The sequence below is a fragment of the Phaeobacter gallaeciensis DSM 26640 genome (genome assembly GCF_000511385.1).
GTDB lineage: Bacteria > Pseudomonadota > Alphaproteobacteria > Rhodobacterales > Rhodobacteraceae > Phaeobacter > Phaeobacter gallaeciensis.
Genome location: NC_023137.1, coordinates 686,026 through 706,639 on the forward strand (window position 1 = coordinate 686,026; position 20,614 = coordinate 706,639).

Genomic DNA, 20,614 nt, shown 5'->3' on the forward strand with positions numbered 1-20,614 from the left:
ATGTTTAGATCGATATCTATTTCAAACCGAATTAACGCGGGATTTGCCGCACTTACAGTGCTACTTGTAGCGCTGGCGAGTTTGTCGCTGATGGTGGTCCGGGACTTGGGCGAAAGCTATCTTCAGTACCGGGCGACCGCCAAGCAGAGCATTGCGACCAGTGATTTTGTCGAAGATCTGTTCCAGGCGCGGATCGCGGCGCTTAAGTATCGCGCGACCCGCAGTGAGGAAAGCTCTGCGGAGGTTCAATCTAACATTTCTGAAATCATCCGGGATGGAAACGATCTGACTGTCTTCGGTGAAAACGCAGCCTATTCCCGAGATATCGAAGCTGTGGTTCAATCCTCACAACAGTATCTGGCCTATTTCGAAGATCTACGTGTTGCTGTCGCACAGGAGGAGGCTCTGGAGCACGGGGCTTCACAACTTGGAAAATCGGCGCGTAAGAACCTTACGGAACTCAGCACTGTCGCTAACAAAGGTCATGAAGGCGATCTCCAGTACCTGACGTCTCGTGTTCAGGAAAACCTGTTGCTCAGCCGGATTTATATCGAAAAATACTTCCTTTCTAGAGACAGCGTCCATTTTGAGGAGGCAAACTCCTATATCTCTGCCGCACTAGATAGCCTGCCGCGCGTGGTGGTTTTGTCCAGAACGCAGAAAGAGAAAGACCTGGCAGGGGCGGCGAGTGAAGACATTACACTGTTCCAGAAGCAACTCGCTGAGATCCAGGTGGCAGTCACCCAGGTCGATGAAATCAGTGCGCGTTATCTGGATAAGATCGGCCCTGAGATGCAAAACAGTTTTGAACAACTCGCGGAATCGATCGTTGCGACTCAAAATGAACTTGGCCCCAATGGCCAAGCAATTGTTGACCGGATGTTCGTATTGGTACCCGTCGCTGGGCTGCTGTGCACGGTCATCGCTATACTGTTGTCGGTGACAGTTGGGCGCTGGATTGTTGTCCCGCTTCGTCAGGCCATCAAGACAACCAATCGCCTTGCTGAAGGTAAAACAGACGTAGATATTGTCGGGGCGGAGCAGCGGCATGAACTTGGTCAACTTGCACAGGCACTGGTGGTGTTCCGTCAAGCGCATCTAGATCGTGATCGTATTGCGCAAGAGCGTGAAAACCGCGCCCGGGAAGAGCAGGCAGATGTTGTTAACGCCTTGAGCAAGGGGCTCGAACTGCTGGCCGATGGCAGCCTTTCTACGCGGATCAATGAAACCTTTCCCGAAGAATACGATGCGCTGCGGGTGAATTTCAACGCGGCTATGGAGAAACTGCAAGCGGCTATTCAGTCGGTTATGTCCAGTACCGAGAGCATTCGATCCGGTGCATCTGAAATCAACCAATCGTCCAGTGAACTGTCCATGCGGACCGAAACGCAGGCTGCAACGCTGGCACAGACGGCGGCAGCTCTCGCCACTCTGACCGAGACCGTGCAATCCACTGCCTCAGGCGCTGAAAAGGCAAATGCCTATGCGAGCGAGACCAAACGAAGCGCCGAAGAGAGCGGGGAGGTGTTGGAACAGACGATCTCGGCAATGGCGGAAATTCGTGAGTCGTCGGAGAAGATTTCTCAGATCATCAGCGTCATCAACGATATCGCCTTCCAGACCAACCTGCTGGCACTGAATGCCGGTGTCGAGGCCGCGCGCGCGGGCGAAGCGGGGCGCGGCTTTGCGGTTGTGGCCTCAGAGGTAAGGGCGCTGGCACAGCGGGCGTCGTCTGCGTCGGATGAGATCGAAGGATTGATTTCCAGCAGCTCTCAACATGTTCAGGACGGCGTGTCCTTGGTCGAAAAAACCTTTGGCTCCCTGAAACAGATGATTGAGAAGATCACCAGTGTGAATGGTCTGGTAGAAGAAATTGCAGGGGCGACGAAGGAGCAGTCGACCGGGATCTCTGAAATCAACACAGCGATTACCCAGTTGGATGGCGTCACGCAGCAGAACGCAGCCATGGTTGAAGAGACCACTGCGGCCGCTCAGATGCTGGATACGGATGCTAACACACTGAACGGCCTGACAACGGTCTTCTCGTTCACAGAAGGGGTCGCCGCACAGTTCCGTCGCAAGAATGAAGCGGATGGGGACAAGGGCAGCGTCATCCCATTCTCCGATGGAAATCTGGCAAACGCTAGCTAAGACCGCTGAAGTCTCTGAAAATAACCTGCCGTCGCTGACAGCGGCGGCAGGTTATTCTATTCCAATTATTCAGGTACGCGCGGCTTCAAAGGCGCTCCAGGCTTTTTCAAAGGCGTCGAAGTCGAAGCCTTCCTTACGGGCGGGATCCAGCACGAGCTTTTCAGTCTCCAGCAGTTTGCGGATGGCCGCCTCTAGCTGCGGCAGCACTGCGGACGGGATCACAACTGCGCCGTGCCGGTCGGCATGAACCAGATCGCCGTCTTTGATCTTGAGGCCAAATACCGTGACCGGTGTGCCGATTTCTTTCACATGAACAAACCCATGCGACGGGCCAATAGATCCGGCAACGACTGGGAAACCTTCCGGCAGGTCGCCAAGATCCCGCATGACGCCGTTGGTTAGCGCGCCGCTAACGCCGAAGCCTTTGTGAACAGTTGTGTTGATTTCACCCCAATAGGCACCAATGCAATTGGGGTAATCAACATCCTCAACCACGGTCACGGCTGGGCGTGGGCCGCTGGCCATATGGCGGTAATAATCCATCCGCCGCGCTTTGATCACCTCAGGAGGTTCGGTGGGGGGCGCCAGCGCCGAGATCTTGGCGGTCCGCGCATAGCCGACCATCGCGCCTGCCTCGGGGGCTGAGGCCAGCATGGTACCGCGGGTGAAGGCGTTGAAGCCGCGTTTGCCTTCGGCGACCTCAATCGCGTTGCAGACGGTGGGTGTGTCGACCTGGCGTAGCAGGTCCAGAAGTGTGGGGGTCATAGGCTCTCCAGCCAGCGGCGCAGGGCGGCTGTGGTTTGGTCAGGGGTTTCCAGCGTCGGCAGATGACCGGCACCATCGAGGATTTCCAGATGGCTCTGCGGCAGAAGGTCATGCATCAGCTCATGGCGGTGCGGCGGGCAGAGCGCATCATCGCGCCCGCACAACACGAGCGCCGGACGATCGAACTGACGCAGCGTGTCACATTGGTCTGGTCGGTCCCGCAGGGCTTTGGACTGGTTGACGAACACCTGCGGCCCAAGATCCATGGCCATTGCCATGCAAAGATCAAGGATATTGCCCCGGTTGGGGCCGTCCGTCAGGTAATTGGGCTTCATCTCATCACGCATGACCTGCCGCAGCCGCCCTTCTTGGGCGGCGTCAATCTGTGGCTGGCGGCGGGCTTTCACCTCGGCGGTTTCAGCGCGTGGATTGGTGTCCATCAGGGCCGCCCCGAGAACACGTTCAGGGGCTTGGCGGATCAGCTCCATCGCCAGAATGCCGCCCATGGACAGGCCCGCAACGGCAAACCGTTTTGGTGCGATGTCCAGAATCCCGGTTGCGAGGGCTGCCATGGTGTCATCCTGTCCCATGGGGGCGGTCATGATGGGGTATCTCCCCGACAGGGTGGCGATTTGCGGCTGAAACAACCGCGCATCACACATCATCCCGGGGAGCAGCAGAAGTGGTGTCACGCGCGCCCCGCTGCAAGTTTTGCGCCTTCGGACAGGGCAGAGAGCTTGGCATAGGCAATTTCAGGATCAACCGCGCCAAACCCTGCAAAGGTGCCAAAGCCGCAGTCTGATCCGGCGATCACCCGGTCCTGACCCAGAATATCGGTAAACCGCTCAATACGCTGGGCGACGACCTCTGGGTGTTCGACAAAATTGGTGGTGGTATCAACCACGCCGGGCACCAAAACCTTATCATCTGGGATTTGCGCCTTGTTGTCACGGAACACGGTCCATTCATGGGCATGCCGGGGGTTGGAGGTTTCAAACAGCACATAGCGCGCCTTGGTCGCCATCAGCGGGGCAAAGACCTTGTCCATGGAGATATCGCAGCAATGTGGCCCCTCGTAGTTGCCCCAGCAGATATGCACGCGAACCTTTTCAGCTGGCACGTCGGACAGCGCGTAATTCAGCGCTTCTACGTGCATCTGGGCGACTTTCACAAACTCATCATCGCTCAGATCCGTGAACAGCATGTGACGTGACAGCGCCAGATCCGGGCAATCCAGTTGCAGGTCAAGCCCGGCGCCAACGATGGTTTCATATTCGGTCTTCATCGCATCGGCGAGGGCGGCCAGATAGGCTTCGCGCGTCGAATAGTAGTCGTTTTGTAGAAACAGTGAGATGACACCAGGGGAGGCGGCATTCATGAAACCACGGGTGGCACCATGTTCTGTCATCGCGGATTTCAGATTGGCGATATCTTTTTCCAGCTCTCCCTGCCCTTTGGAGCGGACCTCTCCGGTACACATAGGGCGGGCATATTGCGGGGTGCCTCCATCATCCGCGAGCCGTTTCAAAAAACCGGGAAACATCTTCAGATCAGCAGGCGCGTTGCGCGGGCTGTCGCCGGAAAACCCGGTGTAGCGGTCCTTCACATAGGTCGCATAGGAAATCTTGGAGGTCTCACCGTCGCTGACGATATCAACCCCGGCCTCGACCTGTTTTTTGACCGTATCGCTGACTGCAGTGCGCATGCAGGCATCGAACTCGGCCTGATCAAAGGGCTGTTCCCGTTCACGGGCGAAGATGAAATCGACCACTTCCTGAGAGCGGGGAAGGGAGCCTACGTGGGTTGTTTTGACCATATGCCTGTTGTCCTCAAATCAGATCGGTGACGCGGGGGCGCCGCCCTGAAGTCGCCCCCGCGCTACGATTGTTATGTGCGGGGGCGGTTGTTTTAGCTGCCGGTCCAGGTGGCGCCGGCCGGATCATCGGTGGCGGTGACGCGGTAGAGGCTGGCCTCGCCGGTCATGGAGGGCTCCAGGCTGTGTGTCTCACCCGCCTTGATCAATGCAGTATCGCCGGGATTGAGGGTTGTTTCTCCCCCCTCCCAACACAGCCGCCAGTGGCCGCGTACCGGCATCAACACAGTGTGCTGGTCATGGCTGTGCATGTCAGCAGGCAGGGAACCGCGGGTCAGGAAATCGACGCAGAAGCCGGGTTTGTCCTTGAGGAGTGCATCTGCACCGATCACCTTAGCCGGTTTATCACGGGCCAGCGCCATCAAATCCCAGTAGCGGGCGACGTAGTCACGCACCACGGCCTCGACCGGGACTTCAGGGTATTGCTTCAGCTCTTCCTCGCTCAGCAACGGCATCGGGTTGACGCCCTCGGGCAGGGTGATGCCCTGCTTGCTGTCGTAAAGGACGCCATTTTCTCCCAGTACCAGCCCGTGATCGCGGGCGTCCTCAATTACCTGCGGGGCCCATGTGACGCCGCCCCCGGCATCATCACCGCCGAGAACGGCCATGATCATTCCGTAGTCGGTGCCGATGTTCTCAAACCCGCGGAAGATGCCGGTGGGGATGTTGAAGATATCACCTTCCTCGGCGATGAACTCACCGGCATCCCCATGACGGCCCCAGAAAAAGCGCCAACGCCCCTTCAGCACGAAGAAAACTTCTGCGGTGGTGTGACTGTGCAGGGAGTTGCGGCACTTCGGCGGTTGGCCAGCGGCACCGATGTTGAACCCGATCTGGTCGGTGATATGGACATGCTGATCCGGGCTTTCGGAAACGCCGCCGCCGATGATGGTGAAGTTTTCCTTCTGATCGGAGCCGGGTGTGTGGGCGTCGATGAAGGCGGTTTTGCAGGGACGCAATTCACCGTAGCGGACGATGCGGTCTTGAATAGTGCTCATGTGTTTTCTCCGTTTTGGATATTGGGTTTGACAGATCTCAAACCCGCATCCCGGGAGGGCGATTGTTCAATCGGCGCGCCCGCAGGGAGGCGCGGTGCGTATGATAGCGCCGCGCGGCCTGAGTGGCGTTCAGATATGAGGTTTGCGCATTCACTCAGAGATCGCCTGTCTGTAGCAGGATCTGTTTCCAGACCGATGTTTCATCAAACAGCGTGTATTCCCGGCGCAGGCCCCAGGGACCGAATTCGGCATGGCTGGCCCCCAATATGAACACTTCGGTGCCGGTTGGCTTGCCAAAGGCGCCCCAGCCGTCGTGCTTGCCATGCAGCGTCCAGCGCAGTGCGGCGCGAGGGGGCATCATGGGGTCGTCGCGGCCAATCTGGTGCTCGATAGTGAATTTGGCGTTTGGGAAGGACGCACGCAGGCCCATCCAGAACCGATCCACAGGGCCAAAACTGTGGCCGGTAGCACCGCCGGGATATTCTGACTGAACCGCACGGTCGTATTCACTTTCGATCGTACGCATGTCGGCGTTCATGATCCGGGTTAGGATGTCCGCGTATTTCTGCCCCCATTCATTGTCATTTCCCCGCCCCTTATAGGGGCCAGGCTGATCGGTGGCTGGTGTGTAGGGCTGTTGGCAAGCATCGGGCCCGCCCTCACGCGCGATCAGGTCACGTGCATAATCTTTGGGGTCCCAGCCCATCTGCTGCACGATCGCGCTTTGGTCGCGTATCAGCCATTCATCATTGATCTGATTGTCGATCGCATGGCAGTCGGCGATAATTCGGTACGTGAGCTTCTTGCCTGTTGCTTTGCCATAGACGCCGTCGCCCAGATGGGTTGCCGTGGACAACAGGCGGTGGGACGAGAGCATGCCCTCCTCAGGGGTACCGGACCAGATCACGTCTTCCCCCAACAGGGTGCGGTCTGGGAATTCAGCCAGAGTGGCCATCGTGGCTGCAATGACCCCTTCGTTACCGGTGACCACCGACGCTGGCGAGCGCACAACGATCTCGGGCGCGTAGTAGTCATGCAATGTGGAGATGCCCCGATCTTCCCATATCTCTTTTGTGATGCCAATAATGTAGTCGGGGAAGTCTTTGAATTTGGGATCAAAACCCTTCATTTTTCCATCCTTTTGGAATGCGGGCAGAGCCGCGAACAATCAGTGGGCCATCAATGGCGATGCGGCGCGGCCCGGTGGAGCTGCCCTCGATTTCATCAAGCAGGATATCAACCGTGGCCGAAACCATGCGGTTTGCAGGTTGCCGAACGGTGGTCATGTCGTAGGCGGGCCAGGCGGCGGTGGGCACATCGTCATATCCCACAACGGAGACATCTCCGGGCACCGACAGCCCCAGTTCCGAGCGCAGCACATCCATCACCGCAAAGGCCATGTGATCATTGCCGACAAACACTGCATCCGGTCGGTCGTGTGCGAACATCTGGCGGGTGGCTTCGGCGGCGGTTTCCATCTTGAAGTTCCCGACGCCACGGGCATGCAGTGTCAGCCCATCTTCGGCCAGACGCTCGCAGAACCCCGTTTCGCGGTCCCGCTGGGTGGAGGCTCCTTCCCAGCCTGCAATATAGCCGATCTTGCGATGTCCTGTGGCCAGCAGGAAATCAGCGACCTTGCGTCCGCCTGCATAGTTGTCCGAGGTGACGGCGGACATGCCCGGGTCGTCTTGAGATCGGTTGAACAGCACCATCGGTACACCGGCGGCGCGGCAGCGATCTGAAAGTTCCGACGACATCGCAACGGAGGCTGCGATAATACCGTCAACTTGATAGTCAAGGATTTCCTCTATCACGTTATCAATACTGGTGGCGGTATTGGGAGCCATGAACATCAATACGTGGTAGCCACGCTCCTGAAGGGCATTGGAGAGTTTTTCGATGGCTTCGGGATAGAAGTGGTTTTCCAGATAAGCCACCACCAGCCCGATGATGCGCGACCGGCCGGAGACCATCGCGCGGGCCAGAGAATTTGGCCGATACCCCAGGCTTTCGGCGGCGGCACGCACCTTGTCCACGGTTTTTTTCGATGCGGAAGCTCCGGGGGTGAAGACCCGGCTGACAGCGGACTGCGAGACACCCGCCAGCCTTGCCACATCGGCAGAGGTGACTTTCGCGGCGGTCATTCGGCGGTCCACCCACCATCGATCATCAGCGCGGTGCCGGTGATCAGGGCCGAGGCGTCAGAGGCCAAGTAAACCACGCCGCCCATGATATCCTCGACCTCGCCGATGCGACCCAATTGGATTTTGCTTTCGATCCAGGCCCTGCGTTCAGGGCGATCAAACGTGGACTGCGTGAGGGGCGTCACAATGAAGGTTGGGCAGATGGTATTCACCCGGATACCCGATTTCCCCCATTCGATGGCCATGGATTTGGTGAAACCCTCAACCGCGTGTTTGGTTGCAGAATACACGGCCCGGTCCAGACCGCCGACCTTGGCCATCTGGCTGCTGATGTTGATCAATGATCCTGGCTTTTTGGCAGCGATGAGTCCTTTTGCCACCACCTGTGTCAGGAAATATGCGCCCTTGATGTTCAAGTCGATCACCGCGTCGAAATCACCTTCAGTGGTATCTCTGGCAGGGCTATGGCGCGCCAGTCCGGCGGAGTTTACCAGAATGTCAAAGGCGCCGTTTTGGGTGACACACTCATCGATGCTGGCCTGAGTGGCGGTGATGTCAGCAACGTCAAGAACCATCGCCTCTGCCTGCATATCGGCGGCCTGCATCTCCGTAACCAGAGCCTCCAGCGGCTCAATCCGGCGCGCTGCAATGGTGACATGGGCACCGGCCTCTCCCAGAGCCACAGCACAGGCGCGTCCGATGCCGGAGCTGGCTCCGGTCACCAGCGCGCGTTTGCCATCAAGACGGAAGGAAGGGGTGCGGGGCAGGGTCACTGGTGGTCTCCAGGTGTTGGGATCGGGCCCAGATTGCGGGCCTTGTTGAACTCGCGCAGACGCGCCATCACGTCAACGCCAAGCTGTGAATAGACGTCAAGAAGGTCGACCAGAACCCAGTTTTCGCGGATCAACCCAGACTCCAGCCGCCAGAAATCAAGACTGCGCAGATCGATCATCTTGCCGGAGGGCGCTAGCCCCAGCCAGCCATCGGCTGAGAGGCTCTGCCGCATGTTTGGCCAGCCGGTGACCGCAGCGTAATCGCCATCGCCAAAGAAATGGAAATCCAGCGTCTCATCCTTGGCGCCACGGTCAGGCATCGCATTCAGAAAGGGGATCTGATGCCAGTTGCGAAAGCCCGAAACGCCGCGTGCGGTGCCAATCCCTGCCGGGCCGTACCAGTTAAAACGGGGATGCCAGAAACGCTCCATCTCCATCACCTCCGGGCCACCCTGCGCCGGGTGGCGCGTCAGATGGGCCAGCATGTCCATGATATGATCACAGGACACCGTCGCTTGATCCCGGTCCCATGGTCCGGGGACAAATCCATCCTGCGTGGCGGGGCCGGGGACAAAAAACTCCCGCCCGAGGGAGGGCGCCATGGGCCAGGCACCGGCCTGCATCATCAGCTCCGGGATGTCCCAGATTGCCTGCATCTCGACGATTTTTCCATCTGAGATGCGATAGAACTCGTGATAGCGCATATGGGCAATATGCCCGGTTGGGGGAATGTCCAGCCAAGGTGCACGAAAGGTCCCGACATAATGTCCGCCCATTCCCAGCCAGTGATCCCCCTGTGGTGTCTCACCGGCCATCACAATCCAGTCTCGCCGCTCAAGATCAGGCATCGCTGCCAGCAACGGCGCATAGGCCTGATCATAGAGAGCATCTGCACCAGTCAGATCGCCTAAGGGATGGCAGAGATGGATCTGCGTGTCCGCCGCAAAAACTTTGGCCATGGCACTGCGCACCGGCCCGGCTGCGAAATCACGCATTGCCGTGAACAGGGGCTTTAACAGGGCCTTATGGGCGCTTGGGTAATCCATTTCTGGTCCAGACAGGGGAGGGAGTGCCGGGCAGGAAAATCCTGCCCGCACACAGAGTGTGTTTATTCAGCAGCGTCGCGGTAAGGGGCGCCTTCGCCATAAGGGACGTTGATCCCCCCAAAGCGACGGACCCGGATGTTGCATTGCTCGGCGTGGCCCACGAAGCCTTCCAGCATGCACAGACGCGAGCCGTATTCGCCGATCAGGGTGGCGGCCTCGTCGCTGGTGACCTTCTGATAAGAGTGTGTTTTCAGAAACTTACCCACCCAGAGGCCACCGGTATAGCGCCCGGCCTTTTTCGTCGGCAGCGTGTGATTGGTGCCGATCACCTTGTCGCCATTGGCAACATTGGTGCGCGGGCCGAGGAAGAGCGCGCCGTAGCAGGTCATGTTGTCGAGGAACCAGTCATCCCGGTCGGTCATCACCTGAACATGCTCGGACGCAATATCATCGGCCACCGCAAGCATCTCGTCATAGGTATCGCACAGGATCACTTCGCCGTAGTCCTCCCAGCTGACGCGGGCGGTGCCTGCGGTGGGTAGGATGGTGAGGATCCGGTCGATCTCCTTCAGCGTTTCCTCGGCAAGGGTGCGACTGTTGGTGACCAGAACGGCGGGGCTGTTGTAGCCATGTTCCGCCTGCCCCAGAAGGTCGGTCGCGCAGAGTTCGGCGTCAACCGTGTCATCAGCGATGACCATGGTTTCGGTCGGACCCGCAAAGAGGTCAATGCCCACGCGGCCAAACAGCTGTCGTTTGGCTTCGGCAACAAACGCATTGCCGGGACCCACCAGCAGATGCACCGGGGCGATGCTCTCGGTGCCGATGGCCATGGCGCCCACGGCCTGAATACCACCAAGCACATAGATCTCATGTGCGCCGCCGAGGTGCATCGCCGCTATTACGGCGGGGTTTGGCTCACCGTTGAAGGGTGGGGTGCAGGCCACGATGCGGGGCACACCGGCGACCTTTGCCGTAGCGACCGACATATGCGCGGAGGCCACCATCGGGAATTTGCCACCGGGCACATAGCAGCCGACGGATTGCACCGGGATATTCTTGTGGCCGAGGATCACGCCGGGCATCGGCTCCACCTCGATATCGAGCATGGAGTCGCGCTGCGCCTGGGCGAATTTGGTCACCTGTTCTTGGGCGAACTTGATGTCTGCCATTTCGCGGGGGGAGACCTTTGCGATGATCGCTTCAATCTCCGCCTCGCTCAACCGGTAGCTGTCGCGGTCGTAATTGTCGAACTTGCAGGCCAACTCGCGCACGGCAACATCGCCGCGCGCCTCGATATCTTTCAGCGTTGAGGCCACCACAGAGGCGGTCTTGGCGTCGTCTTCGGCCCGGTCTGCTTCGGGTTTGCCGCGTTTGAGATAGTCAATCGCCATCGTATTTATCCTTTGTTGTCGGGTCGCGGCGGTTGCTTCTCGCCACGATCAAATGCTTCCCAGCCTTCGCCGTTGAAGAGGTCGACGCCGAGCTGGGCGGCGACATGGGCAAAATCGACATTGACCCAATTGTCCACGATCTTGCCGTCAAAGACTTTCCAGAAGTCCATGTAACGGATTTCAATCCGCTTGCCGGTGGGCGCGATGCCGAGGAAGGTGCCGCTGTGGGTGGCTTCCTGCCGACCAAAGGCCGCAGCCCATTCGCCCATATAAAGACGGGCTTCGTCGATGCAGACCTTGTCGGAGAAGGCGGCCTGAAACGGGCGCTGCCAGTTGTCCTGGAATTCCTTCAGCCCGGTCTTGGTGCCGCAGCCCTGATTGCCCATCCAGCGAAACCCTTCGGAGAAAAACTCGCCGATATCGCTGATGCGGTGGTCGTTCAGCCCGTCCACCATCTCTTCGATGACGCGGCGGGTGTCTTCAGTTTTGCTCATATCCGTGTGTTTTGTCAGCACGGCTTGTTCTGGGCGAGAGCCTTTCATGGGTTTTATCCTTTTCAGTCTACCAAGGGAAAATCTGTGTTGGGGGGAGGAGATCCCGCACACAGAAAATCCCTTGGCATCCTGTTCAGCGCCGGATGGCGACCGAGGGCGTTATGACGGAAAGATGCGCTCATCCTTTGACTGCACCTGCGGTGAGGCCGCTCACGATCTGGCGCTGGAAGAACATCACCAGCACAAACAGCGGGGCGGTGGCAGAGACCACGGCGGCCACGGCAAACATTACGTTGCCTTCGGTCTGGGTGGTGCCCATGAAGCTAGCAATCTTGGGGATCATGGTCTGATTGTCCTTGCTCAGCAGCATCGAGGTGACGGCAAAATCGTTGTAGGCCAGCAGGAAGGAGAACAGGCCGGTGGTGATGACGCCGGGCCACATCACCGGGATGATCACATGGCGGAAGGCTTGAAACTGTGTGCAGCCATCGACCTTGGCACTTTCGTCCAGTTCCTTGGGGATCGACTGGAAAAAAGAGTGCAGCATCCACAAGGTGAAGGGCTGGTTGATCGCCACCAGAACGATGACCGTGGTCGCCAAATGCCCCCAGAGGTTCCATTCAAAAAACGGCAGCAGGTAGCCCGCAACCAGAGTGATCGGCGGCATCGCGCGGAAGATCAGCGCAGTGATAAGCAGCCAGAAAGTATAGCGGTAACCGGAGCGGGACAGGGCATAGCCGCCCAATGTGCCGATGGTCAGCGAGGTCATGACGACAAAGATACAGACCAATGTGGTGTTGATGCCTGCTTTCCAGAATTCCTCCTGGATCCACGCCCCTTCATAACCGGCGCCGGTCAAGGATGAGCCGTGGGTTGCCTTGGTCAGTGTGCCGGTCAGCGCATTTGTCCAATCCGCGATGGAGAAGAAATCCAGCTCAACCTTGAAAGAGCCCCAGAAGGTCCAGAGAAACGGGAAGGCTGCGAGAATGAGCCAGAACAGGATGAAACCATTGACCAGCAGGCGCAGGCCCAATGGGCGGTGAGTGGCGGCGGAACTGCTCATGTTAAGTCTTCCCCTTGAAATCTTGCCAGGTCCGGATCAGCACCGGGGTCAGCAGTACGGCAACGCCGAGAATGGTCAGGACGGATGTGGTCGCGGCGGAGGACAGAAGCCGGGTTTCACCGCCCATATCGTTGAAGATGATCCAGCTGAAAGATGTCGCATGGGCCTCGGCGTTGAAGCCGACAATCGGTTCGAAGACGCGGAAATTGTCCATCAGCTGAATGAGTGCCACAAAGGTCACCAGCGGCATCAGATGTGGCACCACAACGTAGCGGACGCGCTGCCAGCGGGTGGCGCCGTCGATCTGCGCGCTTTCCAATTGGTCCTGCGGTAGGGTCTGCAAACCAGCGTAGAAGACCACGAAGGCAAATGGAGCCGAGTGCCAGACGCCATAGACGATCAGCATGATCCAGGTCAGTCCGGTCGAGGCCTTGAGCGATAAGGTTGGATCATCGGTCAGATATTGCAGCGCCGACCCAAGAACACCGCGGCTGTCGATCATCCAGAACAGGATGAGAGAGCCAATCAGCGGTGTCACGATCATGGGCAGCAGTGAGAAGAAGATCACCAGCCCTTTGAGGTGCCGGTTGAGCGAGTTCACGGCAAGCGCGATCATCAGCCCCAGCACGATCAACAGCGGCGTCACGGTAAAGGTGTAGGTCAGCGTGAAACCCATCGCGCGGTAAAAAGGCAGGTCGCTGATTTCGCCGAAGAAAGCGCCGATGCTGTCGGTGCTGCGCCAGGCTTCTGCCACCTCGGACACAGCCAGATGGCCACGATCAAAATAGATCTGCAGACCTACAAATTTGCCTAAAGGCTCCGCATCGCGCAGGGCGCGGGTGGCCTCCTGGTCGATGGTGGTTTCCTCTTTGCAGCCGAAGGGACCGCAGTTTTCAACCGTCACCAGAACGGCGTCATGGGGGGTGTGAACGGACTGGAACAACACCGACACGATGGGCAGCGCGATGAACAAGAGCATCGCAAGCCCGGTGGGCAGAAAGAACCAGAAAAAGGTGCGGTGTTTCATGACAAACCGATGTCCAGAGTTCAGGTGGTGGTGGCAGAGGGGAGGCTCCCCTCTGCCGGTTGGGCCTCAACTTAGTTGAGGAACCCTTTTTCCTTGGCGGCAGCGGTATAGGCTGCTTCTGCATCAGCAAGAGCCTGTTCGGCGCTTTCCTTGCCCTGCATGAAATCGCTCAGCTCAGCACCCAGCGCAGTATGCAGCAGACCCATGTAGGGCAGCATCGGGTAGGGGCTGGTGCTCATCTGCACGGCCTCAAAGACACCCTGAGCGGCATCGGTCGGCTCATAACCGTCGATCAACCAGACCGCCTGAGGGGCAGTTTCTTCGTTCAGCATCGCGGGACGGATGCCGTGGGTCAGGGCGACAAAAGTCGCTTCGGCTTCGGCATCGGGAATGTTCTTGGCAACTGTCCAGCCATCCCACCACAGGGTCGAGGCCGCATCAGAGCCACCCGCCACGGTCAGTGGGCCGGAGATCGCCATGTGATCCTTCACCTCCTGCACAACACCATCGGCATCGGCCAGAGTTGCAGCGCGGCTGCCCCACATGTTCATCAGCGCGACATTGCCAGCACGGAATTCGGCGTTGGTGGCGTTGGAATCATGGGTCAGGAAGTCGGGGTTCATATATTCCGACAGTGACTTCATCATTTCCAGAGCGGCCACGCCCTGTTCATTGTTGATCGAGACCTTGGCGCTGCCCGGCTCAAAGAAGCTGCCGCCATGGCCCAGGTACATGTTGTTGAATTCCTGCGCGAGGTTCCAACCCGCCTTGTAGGCACCGCCAACCGGGTTCTCCATGAGACCCTTCTCGCGGATCATCTTGGCCGCTGCCAGCAGGTCCTCATAGCTTTTGGGGGGCTCGACACCGATCTCTTCCAGAACGTCGGCGCGATAGACCAGATGCTGGGCGTTCGCCATGAAAGCAACTGCCATGATCTTGCCATCGATGGTGATCAACTGGGTTTTCTGCAATCCGTCACCATGTTTGGCGACCAGATCGTCCAACGGACGGATGACGTCTTCGTTCATCAGGGCCACGATGGAGGAGTTGGCGATAATGGCAGACGTGTACTCCGCCGGATTGCCGGTCATGCCTGCGACGTTGATCTTCTGATGGTCTGCGGTCAGGTTGGCCTTGACCTCGCCACCGGTGCATTCCTTGGCCGCGTCGGCGACAGAATGGATGGCGGGGAATTCATTGCCAACGATGTTGACCCGCGCCGAAATCTCGCAGGCAGAACCTGCGGTCGCGGCAAGGGCCAGAACCGAGCTGGCAAGTGCGATATGTGTGAATTTCATGGTAGTCTCCCTGTTATAGGGGGACGCCGTCCGGACAGCATCCCCATCTTTGCCCCCGTCGCATGCACGAAGGCGGCGGTGGTGGGGGATTACCCCCCCAGCCGCGCACCTGTTTGTTTGTCAAACAGGTGGCAGTGATCGGTGGGCACATGGATCGACACCATATCGTCGATCTCTGCGCGGAATGTTTTGTCTGCCTTGACCGAAACCAGGACGCCGCCAATGCGGACCGTGACCATGGTTGCGTCACCCAAAAGCTCCATCGTGTAGATTGGGGCGTTGATCTGGCCGCCGCTCTCAACGACGCTGGCGTCCTCGGCGCGAAAGCCCAGTGTGACCGGACCATCCGGGCCGGACAGCCCGGCGATATCCGTGTGTTGTGCAGTGAATTGTCCGCCAGAGAGGCTGCCCTCCATCAGGTTCATCGCAGGTGAGCCGATGAAACTTGCAACAAAAGCATTGGCGGGGCGGTCGTAGATCTCTGTCGGGCTGCCGACCTGCTGTACGACGCCTTTGTTCATGACCACCACGCGATCGGCGAGGGTCATCGCTTCGATCTGGTCGTGGGTGACATAGATTGTTGTCACGGCCAGTTCATGGCTGAGGTTTTTGATCTGCGCGCGGGTAGAGACCCGCAGCTTGGCGTCCAGGTTCGACAGTGGCTCATCCATCAAGAACACGTTTGGTTCGCGTACGATGGCCCGGGCCAATGCCACCCGCTGACGTTGACCACCGGAGAGCTCTGCCGGTTTGCGGTGCAGGAACTCATCCAGTTCAACCATGGCGCTGGCCCGTCGGACCTTCTCGTCATGGGTCTTGCTGTCAACACCGCGCACCTTCAACGGAAAGCGGATATTTTCGTAGACATTCATATTGGGATAGAGCGCGTAGCTCTGGAACACCATGGCGACGTCCCGGTCTTTCGGCTCCAGTTCGTTGACCCGATTGCCATCCACCAGAATGTCGCCTTCGCTGGCGCTTTCCAGCCCGGCAATCATCCGCATTGTTGTGGTCTTGCCGCAGCCCGACGGCCCCAAGAGAACCAGAAACTCCTTGTCTGCGATGGTCAGGTCGAAATTATCAACCCCGACAAAGCTGCCCCAACGCTTGCTGATATTACGCAGCTCAATCTGTGCCATGCGGGTCCGCCTCCCAGCGAAATCTATTTTGCATACGATTGCAAAAAGGTTAGTCTTTGCTGCGTTAATTTGGCAAGATAATTTTGCAATCGTATGCAAATCGGTGCCAAGCGATTGAAAATAGGGAATGCAATGGAACATCTTCAGGCAGCAAAAGCCGTTGTGCGCGCCTTCTACGCCGATCTCGACGCCCCGGAAGCGGATCTTGAGGCGGTGTTGATTCGACATACATCGCCTGATTACCTATGGCGTGGTTTTCACCCGTTTAATGAGATGACCGAGGCTGCCGAGGTTGCGCAGCAGTTCTGGACGCCACTGCGTAAAAGCCTCACTTCACTGCAGCGGCGTGAGGATATCTTCTTTGCCGGTCGCAACCAGATGGATGGTTTCCAAGGCATCTGGGTGGTGTCTATGGGGCATTTGATGGGGCTGTTTGATGCGCCATTTGTTGGCATTCCCCCCACGGGCAAGATTGCGATGCTGCGCTATTGTGAGTTCCACCGGGTTGAAGACGGTAAGATTGCCCAAACCGCGATGTATTTCGATCTGCCGCATCTGATGGCGCAGGCTGGTGTCACAGCCTTTCCCGGTCAGACTGCCGCGCAGTTGGTGCAGCCGGGGCCAATGACGCATGATGGCCTTTTGTTTGAGGCGCAACCAGACCACGAAGGCGAGATGACGCTGGCCGTTATCAACCGCATGATTGGTGAACTGGGGCAATGGGATAACAAGCTCAGTCTTGAAGATGAGCTACGTCAGACTTGGTGCGAGGACATGTTGTGGTGGGGGCCGACCGGGATCGGCGCGACATATACCGTCGCGCGTTATGCCCAGCAGCATTCCGGCCCGTTCCGCGCAGCTTTTTCTGACAGATCCAAGACCAATCATACGGCGCGCTTGGCCGAAGGCGCCTACGGTGGCTTTGCCGGCTGGCCGAACTTTACCGCGCGTCTGACCGGTGATTTCATGGGGCGCTCGGCGACCAGTGAGCAGGGTGAATTCCGGGTGATTGATATTTACCGGCGTAGCGGTGACAAACTTGCAGAAAACTGGATCTTCATCGATCTGCTGCATTTCTGGAAGGGGCAGGGATATGATGTTCTACAACAGCTCAGCGATGGGACCCTGGCATGATTGACGCGCATCATCATCTGTGGGACCTCGCGGCGGTGCATTACCCTTGGCTGTCCGCCAAAGGTGTTTCGCGGTTCTTTGGCGACCCGAGCCCGATCCAGCGCAACTATCTGCTGCCGGAATTTCGCGCAGAGGCCGCTGCCTTGGGGATCACCGGATCTGTTCACATTCAGGTCGGTGCAGAGGATCCGCTGGCGGAGGCGAAATGGGTCCAGTCCGTCGCGGAAGCCAACCCAGGCTGGCCTTTGGTGCAGGTTGTCCATTGCGATTTGACGGCACCGGACCTCGCACAGCAATTGGATGTCATGGCAGCGCTGCCCACAGTCCGGGGGGTGCGCCAGATCGTTGGTCGCGCGCCCGGAGAGGACGCGCAGACCGGTACCAATGCGCTATTGGATGATCCGCGCTTTCTGGAGGGTCTTTTGCAGCTTAGCGAACGAGGGCTGTCCTTCGATCTGCAGCTTATTCCAGAGTTGATGGAGAAAACCGCGCGCGTTCTGGCGCAGGCACCGCGCACAAATGTGGCCCTGTGCCATGCGGGCAGCCCCCATGATCGAAGCCCGGAAGGGCTCGGAGAGTGGAGACAGCGGCTCAGGTGGCTTTCTGATCTTCCACATGTGTGGTGCAAACTCTCAGGTCTGGGTATGTTTCAGCACCGCTGGACCGTTGAGGATTTCAGGCCGATCATTGAAACATGCCTTGATCAATTTGGCGCTGACCGTTGTATGTTTGGCTCCAACTTCCCGGTGGATAGCCTTTATTCAGATTATGAAACGCTCCTGCGCGCACATGAAAAATTGGTGCCGGACAGCCAGAGGTCGCAGGTCTTTGCTGAGACCGCAGCAGGTTTTTATAAGTTCTGAACTTTGTTGCCTATGGGAGGGTAAGGGGGACCAGTGCAAATGCGCCTCCTCATGTCGAACCGGCCTGCGGGCGTGCCAAAAGCTGTGGTCGCGCCACTGACCTGTCCTATCCCTTACTGCATAAACTAAGCTCGGCCTGCGCGTCACTTCAGTTGCGCGCAGAAGGCGTGGTGACTGAAGAGATGTTTTGCGTTGGAGCCTGCAAAAATCTTCACTTCTGTTTGTTTTCCAACGACACGATTTCGACATAGGCACCCAGCATTTCCACCGCAGATTTCACCGCATCATAGGCGTTCTCTTTGACGATATAGCCGGCAATCTTATGCTCATAAGCAACAGCAATGTCCGAGGGTGCATCGGACGTTGTCAGAACAAAAATCACTGAGTTCGCCAGTTCTTTATCCTCACGCACCTCAGCGAGGAATTCCAGCCCCCCCATACGCGGCATATTCAGGTCCAGAAGGATGATATACGGGCGCTCAAGCGCGGTGGAATTCACTCCCCGCAGCAGATCAAGGGCTTCCTGTCCGTCGCCGACAACTTCAATCGGGTTCACAAGACGTAGTTTTTTCAACGCGCGTTTGATCGCCATCACGGCAACCTCGTCATCGTCTACAATCAGAAATGTAACGGATTCTCTATTGGTCATGCGGCCAATCCTTGGATGTCATTCTGTGTCTTTGCTGAGGGGGCGTTAAGGGGAACACGGACCGTAAACACGGTGCCGCGGGCCACATCCGGGTTGGAAACGACGGACACGCTGCCGCCCAGAGATCTGGCAAGTTTTTGTACAAGTGCTAGGCCCAAGCCGGATCCCTCCACTTCGTCACGGGATTTCAGCGTCTGAAACAGAACAAAGATCTGTTCCTGATATTGTTTCGGTATCCCGGGCCCGTCGTCGGCCACGGTGATCTCGACGTAGTTGGGGTACAGCTCGCTGCTTATGCGGATCGTGCCTGAGGATCTGTCGTGATGCTTGCTCGCGTTGCTGACAAGATTGATCAGAATGGTTTTCAGCGGTGTCAGATAGGCACCGAAGGGGCCACAATCCTGCTCTACCCTGATTTCGAAAGCGGAGTTGGAATTGAAGTAGAGCCTGAGCTCATCTGCAAATTTGGTCAGGCTGAAGGATCCGTGTTCACCATCAATCTGGCCGGCTCGCGCGTAGTCCAGCAAGGCAGACAGATGGCCCGACAACCTGTCGGTACGATTGCGGATCAACCCGATATTCTTTTGCGCGTCAGCGGGCATCTCATCGGCGAAATCTTCTTCTGTCCATTCGATCAGATTTGAGATGGCGCGCAGCGGCGCCCGCAGGTCATGGGCCGCCACATAGGCGAACCGTTCCAGTTCCTCATTTGAGCGTTTCAGGGCGGCCGCAGTGAGCCGGGATTTCTCCACGGCCTTGGCGATTTCAGCAATCTCATCTGAGCCGTTGGTGTCGATCGGATCATCAAGATGGCCGCGGGACATGCGCTGGATGTGGCGGGTCAGGCGGTGGATCCTCGAAATCATGCGTACCTCAATCATGAATCACAAAAGGGCAAGTGATATCAGAAGCATACACATATTAAAGGCGACATCTACGAACCGAATACGCTCAACAATACGGCTTGTTTCCGCCGCGCTTTGACGGAATTCCATGGCTGCACGCTGGGTGCTCGACCGGGTCCAGGCACCGATGTTGTTGAGCACGGCCTCCGCCTCAGCATAAAGCTGCTCCTGATCTGCTTGGCTCGTTTGCAGGGCTGACAATGCTTCGACCACGCCGGCCGGGCCCAGCATGGTGTTGCGATAATCGACCAATACACCCGCAACGTCGTGACGCGCTTCCAGGTTTTTCAGCCGGGCAAGGCGAGAGGCAAGAATATTGATTTCTCCCACCATCCGCTGGCGTGCGCCCGTCTGTGCGGCACCGGTTTCGACGGCAAAATCTTTGGTCAGAATGGCGAGTGAGGCAACGCTGCCAGATATTTCTCCCAAAGTCTTGGCTGTATCGATTGCCCAGATGACCGACCGGGGTCCATCCTGTTTGGATTGCGCGTCACGCTGTTGGTTGCCGAATTCGATCTGCGCGACAACGATGGATTTTTCCAGCGCCAGGATTTCGTCAACGGCCTGTGAAACAAGGGTGTTGATCCTGATATTTTGAGCGACGATGTCCTGGCGACCTTTCACCACGTTTTGAAAAACATCCGCATCTGCTGATGACAATTCTTCCGCGATTGTATCTTCTCGGTAGCTGAAATTCTCGCGAAACAACTGCGATAGATTGTCGACGCGCCGCGCCAGCCCGGTCAGCCCGTCCAGATCGTCGATCAGTCTGACCCGAGCTAGTGTTACTTCCAACCCATGTTGCAGGTCGCTCAGGTCGGCAATTCTGTCGAGCAAGGGAATCGTCCGGTCAGACAGGTTCTCTGTCTTGCGCTCAATGCGGCTTAGGTCGTTCCATTCC

Annotated in this window: 20 protein-coding genes; 3 read left to right on the forward strand and 17 right to left on the reverse strand. The window is 57.9% G+C overall.

From position 1 onward, the window contains the following. Positions 1-2,151, forward strand: a complete 2,151-nt coding sequence (locus GAL_RS03310; RefSeq protein ID WP_024096174.1) for a methyl-accepting chemotaxis protein — start codon at positions 1-3, stop codon at positions 2,149-2,151. Between the two features lie 69 nt (positions 2,152-2,220). Here the strand turns inward: GAL_RS03310 and GAL_RS03315 are convergent, their stop codons facing one another. The 14 genes from GAL_RS03315 to GAL_RS03380 all read right to left on the reverse strand — a co-directional run bounded on the left by GAL_RS03315 (position 2,221) and on the right by GAL_RS03380 (position 16,162). Next, complete coding sequence (locus GAL_RS03315) at positions 2,221-2,916, reverse strand: RraA family protein (RefSeq protein ID WP_024096175.1); 696 nt, start codon at positions 2,914-2,916, stop codon at positions 2,221-2,223. Then, complete coding sequence (locus GAL_RS03320; protein ID WP_081731439.1) at positions 2,913-3,578, reverse strand: alpha/beta fold hydrolase; 666 nt, start codon at positions 3,576-3,578, stop codon at positions 2,913-2,915. The genes GAL_RS03315 and GAL_RS03320 overlap by 4 nt, the downstream gene beginning before the upstream one ends. Positions 3,579-3,604: 26 nt before the next feature. After that, complete coding sequence (locus tag GAL_RS03325; RefSeq protein WP_024096177.1) at positions 3,605-4,732, reverse strand: cobalamin-independent methionine synthase II family protein; 1,128 nt, start codon at positions 4,730-4,732, stop codon at positions 3,605-3,607. 92 nt (positions 4,733-4,824) lie between these two features. Next, a complete protein-coding gene (locus GAL_RS03330) occupies positions 4,825-5,787 on the reverse strand; it encodes a cupin domain-containing protein (protein WP_024096178.1) in 963 nt (320 codons plus the stop codon). Between the two features lie 154 nt (positions 5,788-5,941). Continuing rightward, the gene (locus GAL_RS03335; protein WP_024096179.1) at positions 5,942-6,916 is read right to left on the reverse strand and encodes a nuclear transport factor 2 family protein; all 975 of its coding nucleotides are present in this window, start codon (positions 6,914-6,916) and stop codon (positions 5,942-5,944) included. After that, positions 6,903-7,931: a LacI family DNA-binding transcriptional regulator gene (locus GAL_RS03340; protein WP_024096180.1), complete on the reverse strand. Its 1,029-nt coding sequence runs from the start codon at positions 7,929-7,931 to the stop codon at positions 6,903-6,905. The genes GAL_RS03335 and GAL_RS03340 overlap by 14 nt, the downstream gene beginning before the upstream one ends. After that, positions 7,928-8,704, reverse strand: a complete 777-nt coding sequence (locus tag GAL_RS03345) for an SDR family NAD(P)-dependent oxidoreductase (protein ID WP_024096181.1) — start codon at positions 8,702-8,704, stop codon at positions 7,928-7,930. Before GAL_RS03345 ends, GAL_RS03340 begins: the two co-directional genes overlap by 4 nt. Then, entirely contained in the window at positions 8,701-9,750 is a 1,050-nt protein-coding gene (locus GAL_RS03350) for an ester cyclase (RefSeq protein ID WP_024096182.1), read from the reverse strand. The genes GAL_RS03345 and GAL_RS03350 overlap by 4 nt, the downstream gene beginning before the upstream one ends. Before the next feature lie 62 nt (positions 9,751-9,812). Next, positions 9,813-11,141, reverse strand: coding sequence for a histidinol dehydrogenase (gene hisD, locus GAL_RS03355; RefSeq protein WP_024096183.1), 1,329 nt, complete (start codon positions 11,139-11,141; stop codon positions 9,813-9,815). Between the two features lie 5 nt (positions 11,142-11,146). Next, positions 11,147-11,683 carry an ester cyclase gene (locus tag GAL_RS03360; protein ID WP_024096184.1) on the reverse strand — a complete coding sequence of 179 codons (537 nt, stop codon included), beginning with the start codon at positions 11,681-11,683 and terminating at the stop codon, positions 11,147-11,149. Between the two features lie 130 nt (positions 11,684-11,813). Next, positions 11,814-12,698 carry a carbohydrate ABC transporter permease gene (locus GAL_RS03365; RefSeq protein ID WP_024096185.1) on the reverse strand — a complete coding sequence of 295 codons (885 nt, stop codon included), beginning with the start codon at positions 12,696-12,698 and terminating at the stop codon, positions 11,814-11,816. A gap of 1 nt (position 12,699) precedes the next feature. Beyond that, the gene (locus GAL_RS03370; RefSeq protein WP_024096186.1) at positions 12,700-13,725 is read right to left on the reverse strand and encodes a carbohydrate ABC transporter permease; all 1,026 of its coding nucleotides are present in this window, start codon (positions 13,723-13,725) and stop codon (positions 12,700-12,702) included. Between the two features lie 71 nt (positions 13,726-13,796). Next, on the reverse strand, positions 13,797-15,023 hold the full coding sequence (locus GAL_RS03375; RefSeq protein ID WP_024096187.1) for an ABC transporter substrate-binding protein: 1,227 nt from the start codon (positions 15,021-15,023) through the stop codon (positions 13,797-13,799). Positions 15,024-15,112: 89 nt separating this feature from the next. Beyond that, on the reverse strand, positions 15,113-16,162 hold the full coding sequence (locus GAL_RS03380) for an ABC transporter ATP-binding protein (RefSeq protein WP_024096188.1): 1,050 nt from the start codon (positions 16,160-16,162) through the stop codon (positions 15,113-15,115). Between the two features lie 132 nt (positions 16,163-16,294). Here GAL_RS03380 and GAL_RS03385 point away from each other — a divergent pair, with 132 nt between their 5' ends. Beyond that, positions 16,295-17,296, forward strand: coding sequence for a nuclear transport factor 2 family protein (locus GAL_RS03385; RefSeq protein ID WP_024096189.1), 1,002 nt, complete (start codon positions 16,295-16,297; stop codon positions 17,294-17,296). Beyond that, a complete protein-coding gene (locus GAL_RS03390; protein WP_024096190.1) occupies positions 17,293-18,159 on the forward strand; it encodes an amidohydrolase family protein in 867 nt (288 codons plus the stop codon). Before GAL_RS03385 ends, GAL_RS03390 begins: the two co-directional genes overlap by 4 nt. 211 nt (positions 18,160-18,370) lie before the next feature. Here GAL_RS03390 and GAL_RS03395 read toward each other — a convergent pair whose 3' ends face one another. Genes GAL_RS03395 through GAL_RS22755 form a run of 3 tightly spaced genes read right to left on the reverse strand, consistent with a single transcriptional unit; the run spans position 18,371 to position 20,550 of the window. Next, a complete protein-coding gene (locus tag GAL_RS03395) occupies positions 18,371-18,808 on the reverse strand; it encodes a response regulator (protein WP_024096191.1) in 438 nt (145 codons plus the stop codon). After that, entirely contained in the window at positions 18,805-19,674 is an 870-nt protein-coding gene (locus GAL_RS22750) for a sensor histidine kinase (protein ID WP_244462775.1), read from the reverse strand. Before GAL_RS22750 ends, GAL_RS03395 begins: the two co-directional genes overlap by 4 nt. Before the next feature lie 18 nt (positions 19,675-19,692). Then, a complete protein-coding gene (locus GAL_RS22755; RefSeq protein WP_244462774.1) occupies positions 19,693-20,550 on the reverse strand; it encodes a hypothetical protein in 858 nt (285 codons plus the stop codon). Positions 20,551-20,614 lie beyond the last annotated feature (64 nt).

Excerpts from the sequence above, each read along its gene's own strand:
- GAL_RS03330 (WP_024096178.1), bottom strand. The coding sequence starts at position 5,787 with ATGAGCACTATTCAAGACCGCATCGTCCGCTACGGTGAATTGCGTCCC.
- GAL_RS03360 (WP_024096184.1), bottom strand. The coding sequence starts at position 11,683 with ATGAAAGGCTCTCGCCCAGAACAAGCCGTGCTGACAAAACACACGGAT.
- GAL_RS03350 (WP_024096182.1), bottom strand. The coding sequence starts at position 9,750 with ATGGATTACCCAAGCGCCCATAAGGCCCTGTTAAAGCCCCTGTTCACG.
- GAL_RS03310 (WP_024096174.1), top strand. The coding sequence starts at position 1 with ATGTTTAGATCGATATCTATTTCAAACCGAATTAACGCGGGATTTGCC.
- GAL_RS03325 (WP_024096177.1), bottom strand. The coding sequence starts at position 4,732 with ATGGTCAAAACAACCCACGTAGGCTCCCTTCCCCGCTCTCAGGAAGTG.
- GAL_RS03375 (WP_024096187.1), bottom strand. The coding sequence starts at position 15,023 with ATGAAATTCACACATATCGCACTTGCCAGCTCGGTTCTGGCCCTTGCC.
- GAL_RS03365 (WP_024096185.1), bottom strand. The coding sequence starts at position 12,698 with ATGAGCAGTTCCGCCGCCACTCACCGCCCATTGGGCCTGCGCCTGCTG.
- GAL_RS22750 (WP_244462775.1), bottom strand. The coding sequence starts at position 19,674 with ATGATTTCGAGGATCCACCGCCTGACCCGCCACATCCAGCGCATGTCC.
- GAL_RS03320 (WP_081731439.1), bottom strand. The coding sequence starts at position 3,578 with ATGTGTGATGCGCGGTTGTTTCAGCCGCAAATCGCCACCCTGTCGGGG.
- GAL_RS03385 (WP_024096189.1), top strand. The coding sequence starts at position 16,295 with ATGGAACATCTTCAGGCAGCAAAAGCCGTTGTGCGCGCCTTCTACGCC.
- GAL_RS03370 (WP_024096186.1), bottom strand. The coding sequence starts at position 13,725 with ATGAAACACCGCACCTTTTTCTGGTTCTTTCTGCCCACCGGGCTTGCG.
- GAL_RS03315 (WP_024096175.1), bottom strand. The coding sequence starts at position 2,916 with ATGACCCCCACACTTCTGGACCTGCTACGCCAGGTCGACACACCCACC.
- GAL_RS03395 (WP_024096191.1), bottom strand. The coding sequence starts at position 18,808 with ATGACCAATAGAGAATCCGTTACATTTCTGATTGTAGACGATGACGAG.
- GAL_RS03380 (WP_024096188.1), bottom strand. The coding sequence starts at position 16,162 with ATGGCACAGATTGAGCTGCGTAATATCAGCAAGCGTTGGGGCAGCTTT.
- hisD (WP_024096183.1), bottom strand. The coding sequence starts at position 11,141 with ATGGCGATTGACTATCTCAAACGCGGCAAACCCGAAGCAGACCGGGCC.
- GAL_RS03390 (WP_024096190.1), top strand. The coding sequence starts at position 17,293 with ATGATTGACGCGCATCATCATCTGTGGGACCTCGCGGCGGTGCATTAC.
- GAL_RS03335 (WP_024096179.1), bottom strand. The coding sequence starts at position 6,916 with ATGAAGGGTTTTGATCCCAAATTCAAAGACTTCCCCGACTACATTATT.
- GAL_RS03340 (WP_024096180.1), bottom strand. The coding sequence starts at position 7,931 with ATGACCGCCGCGAAAGTCACCTCTGCCGATGTGGCAAGGCTGGCGGGT.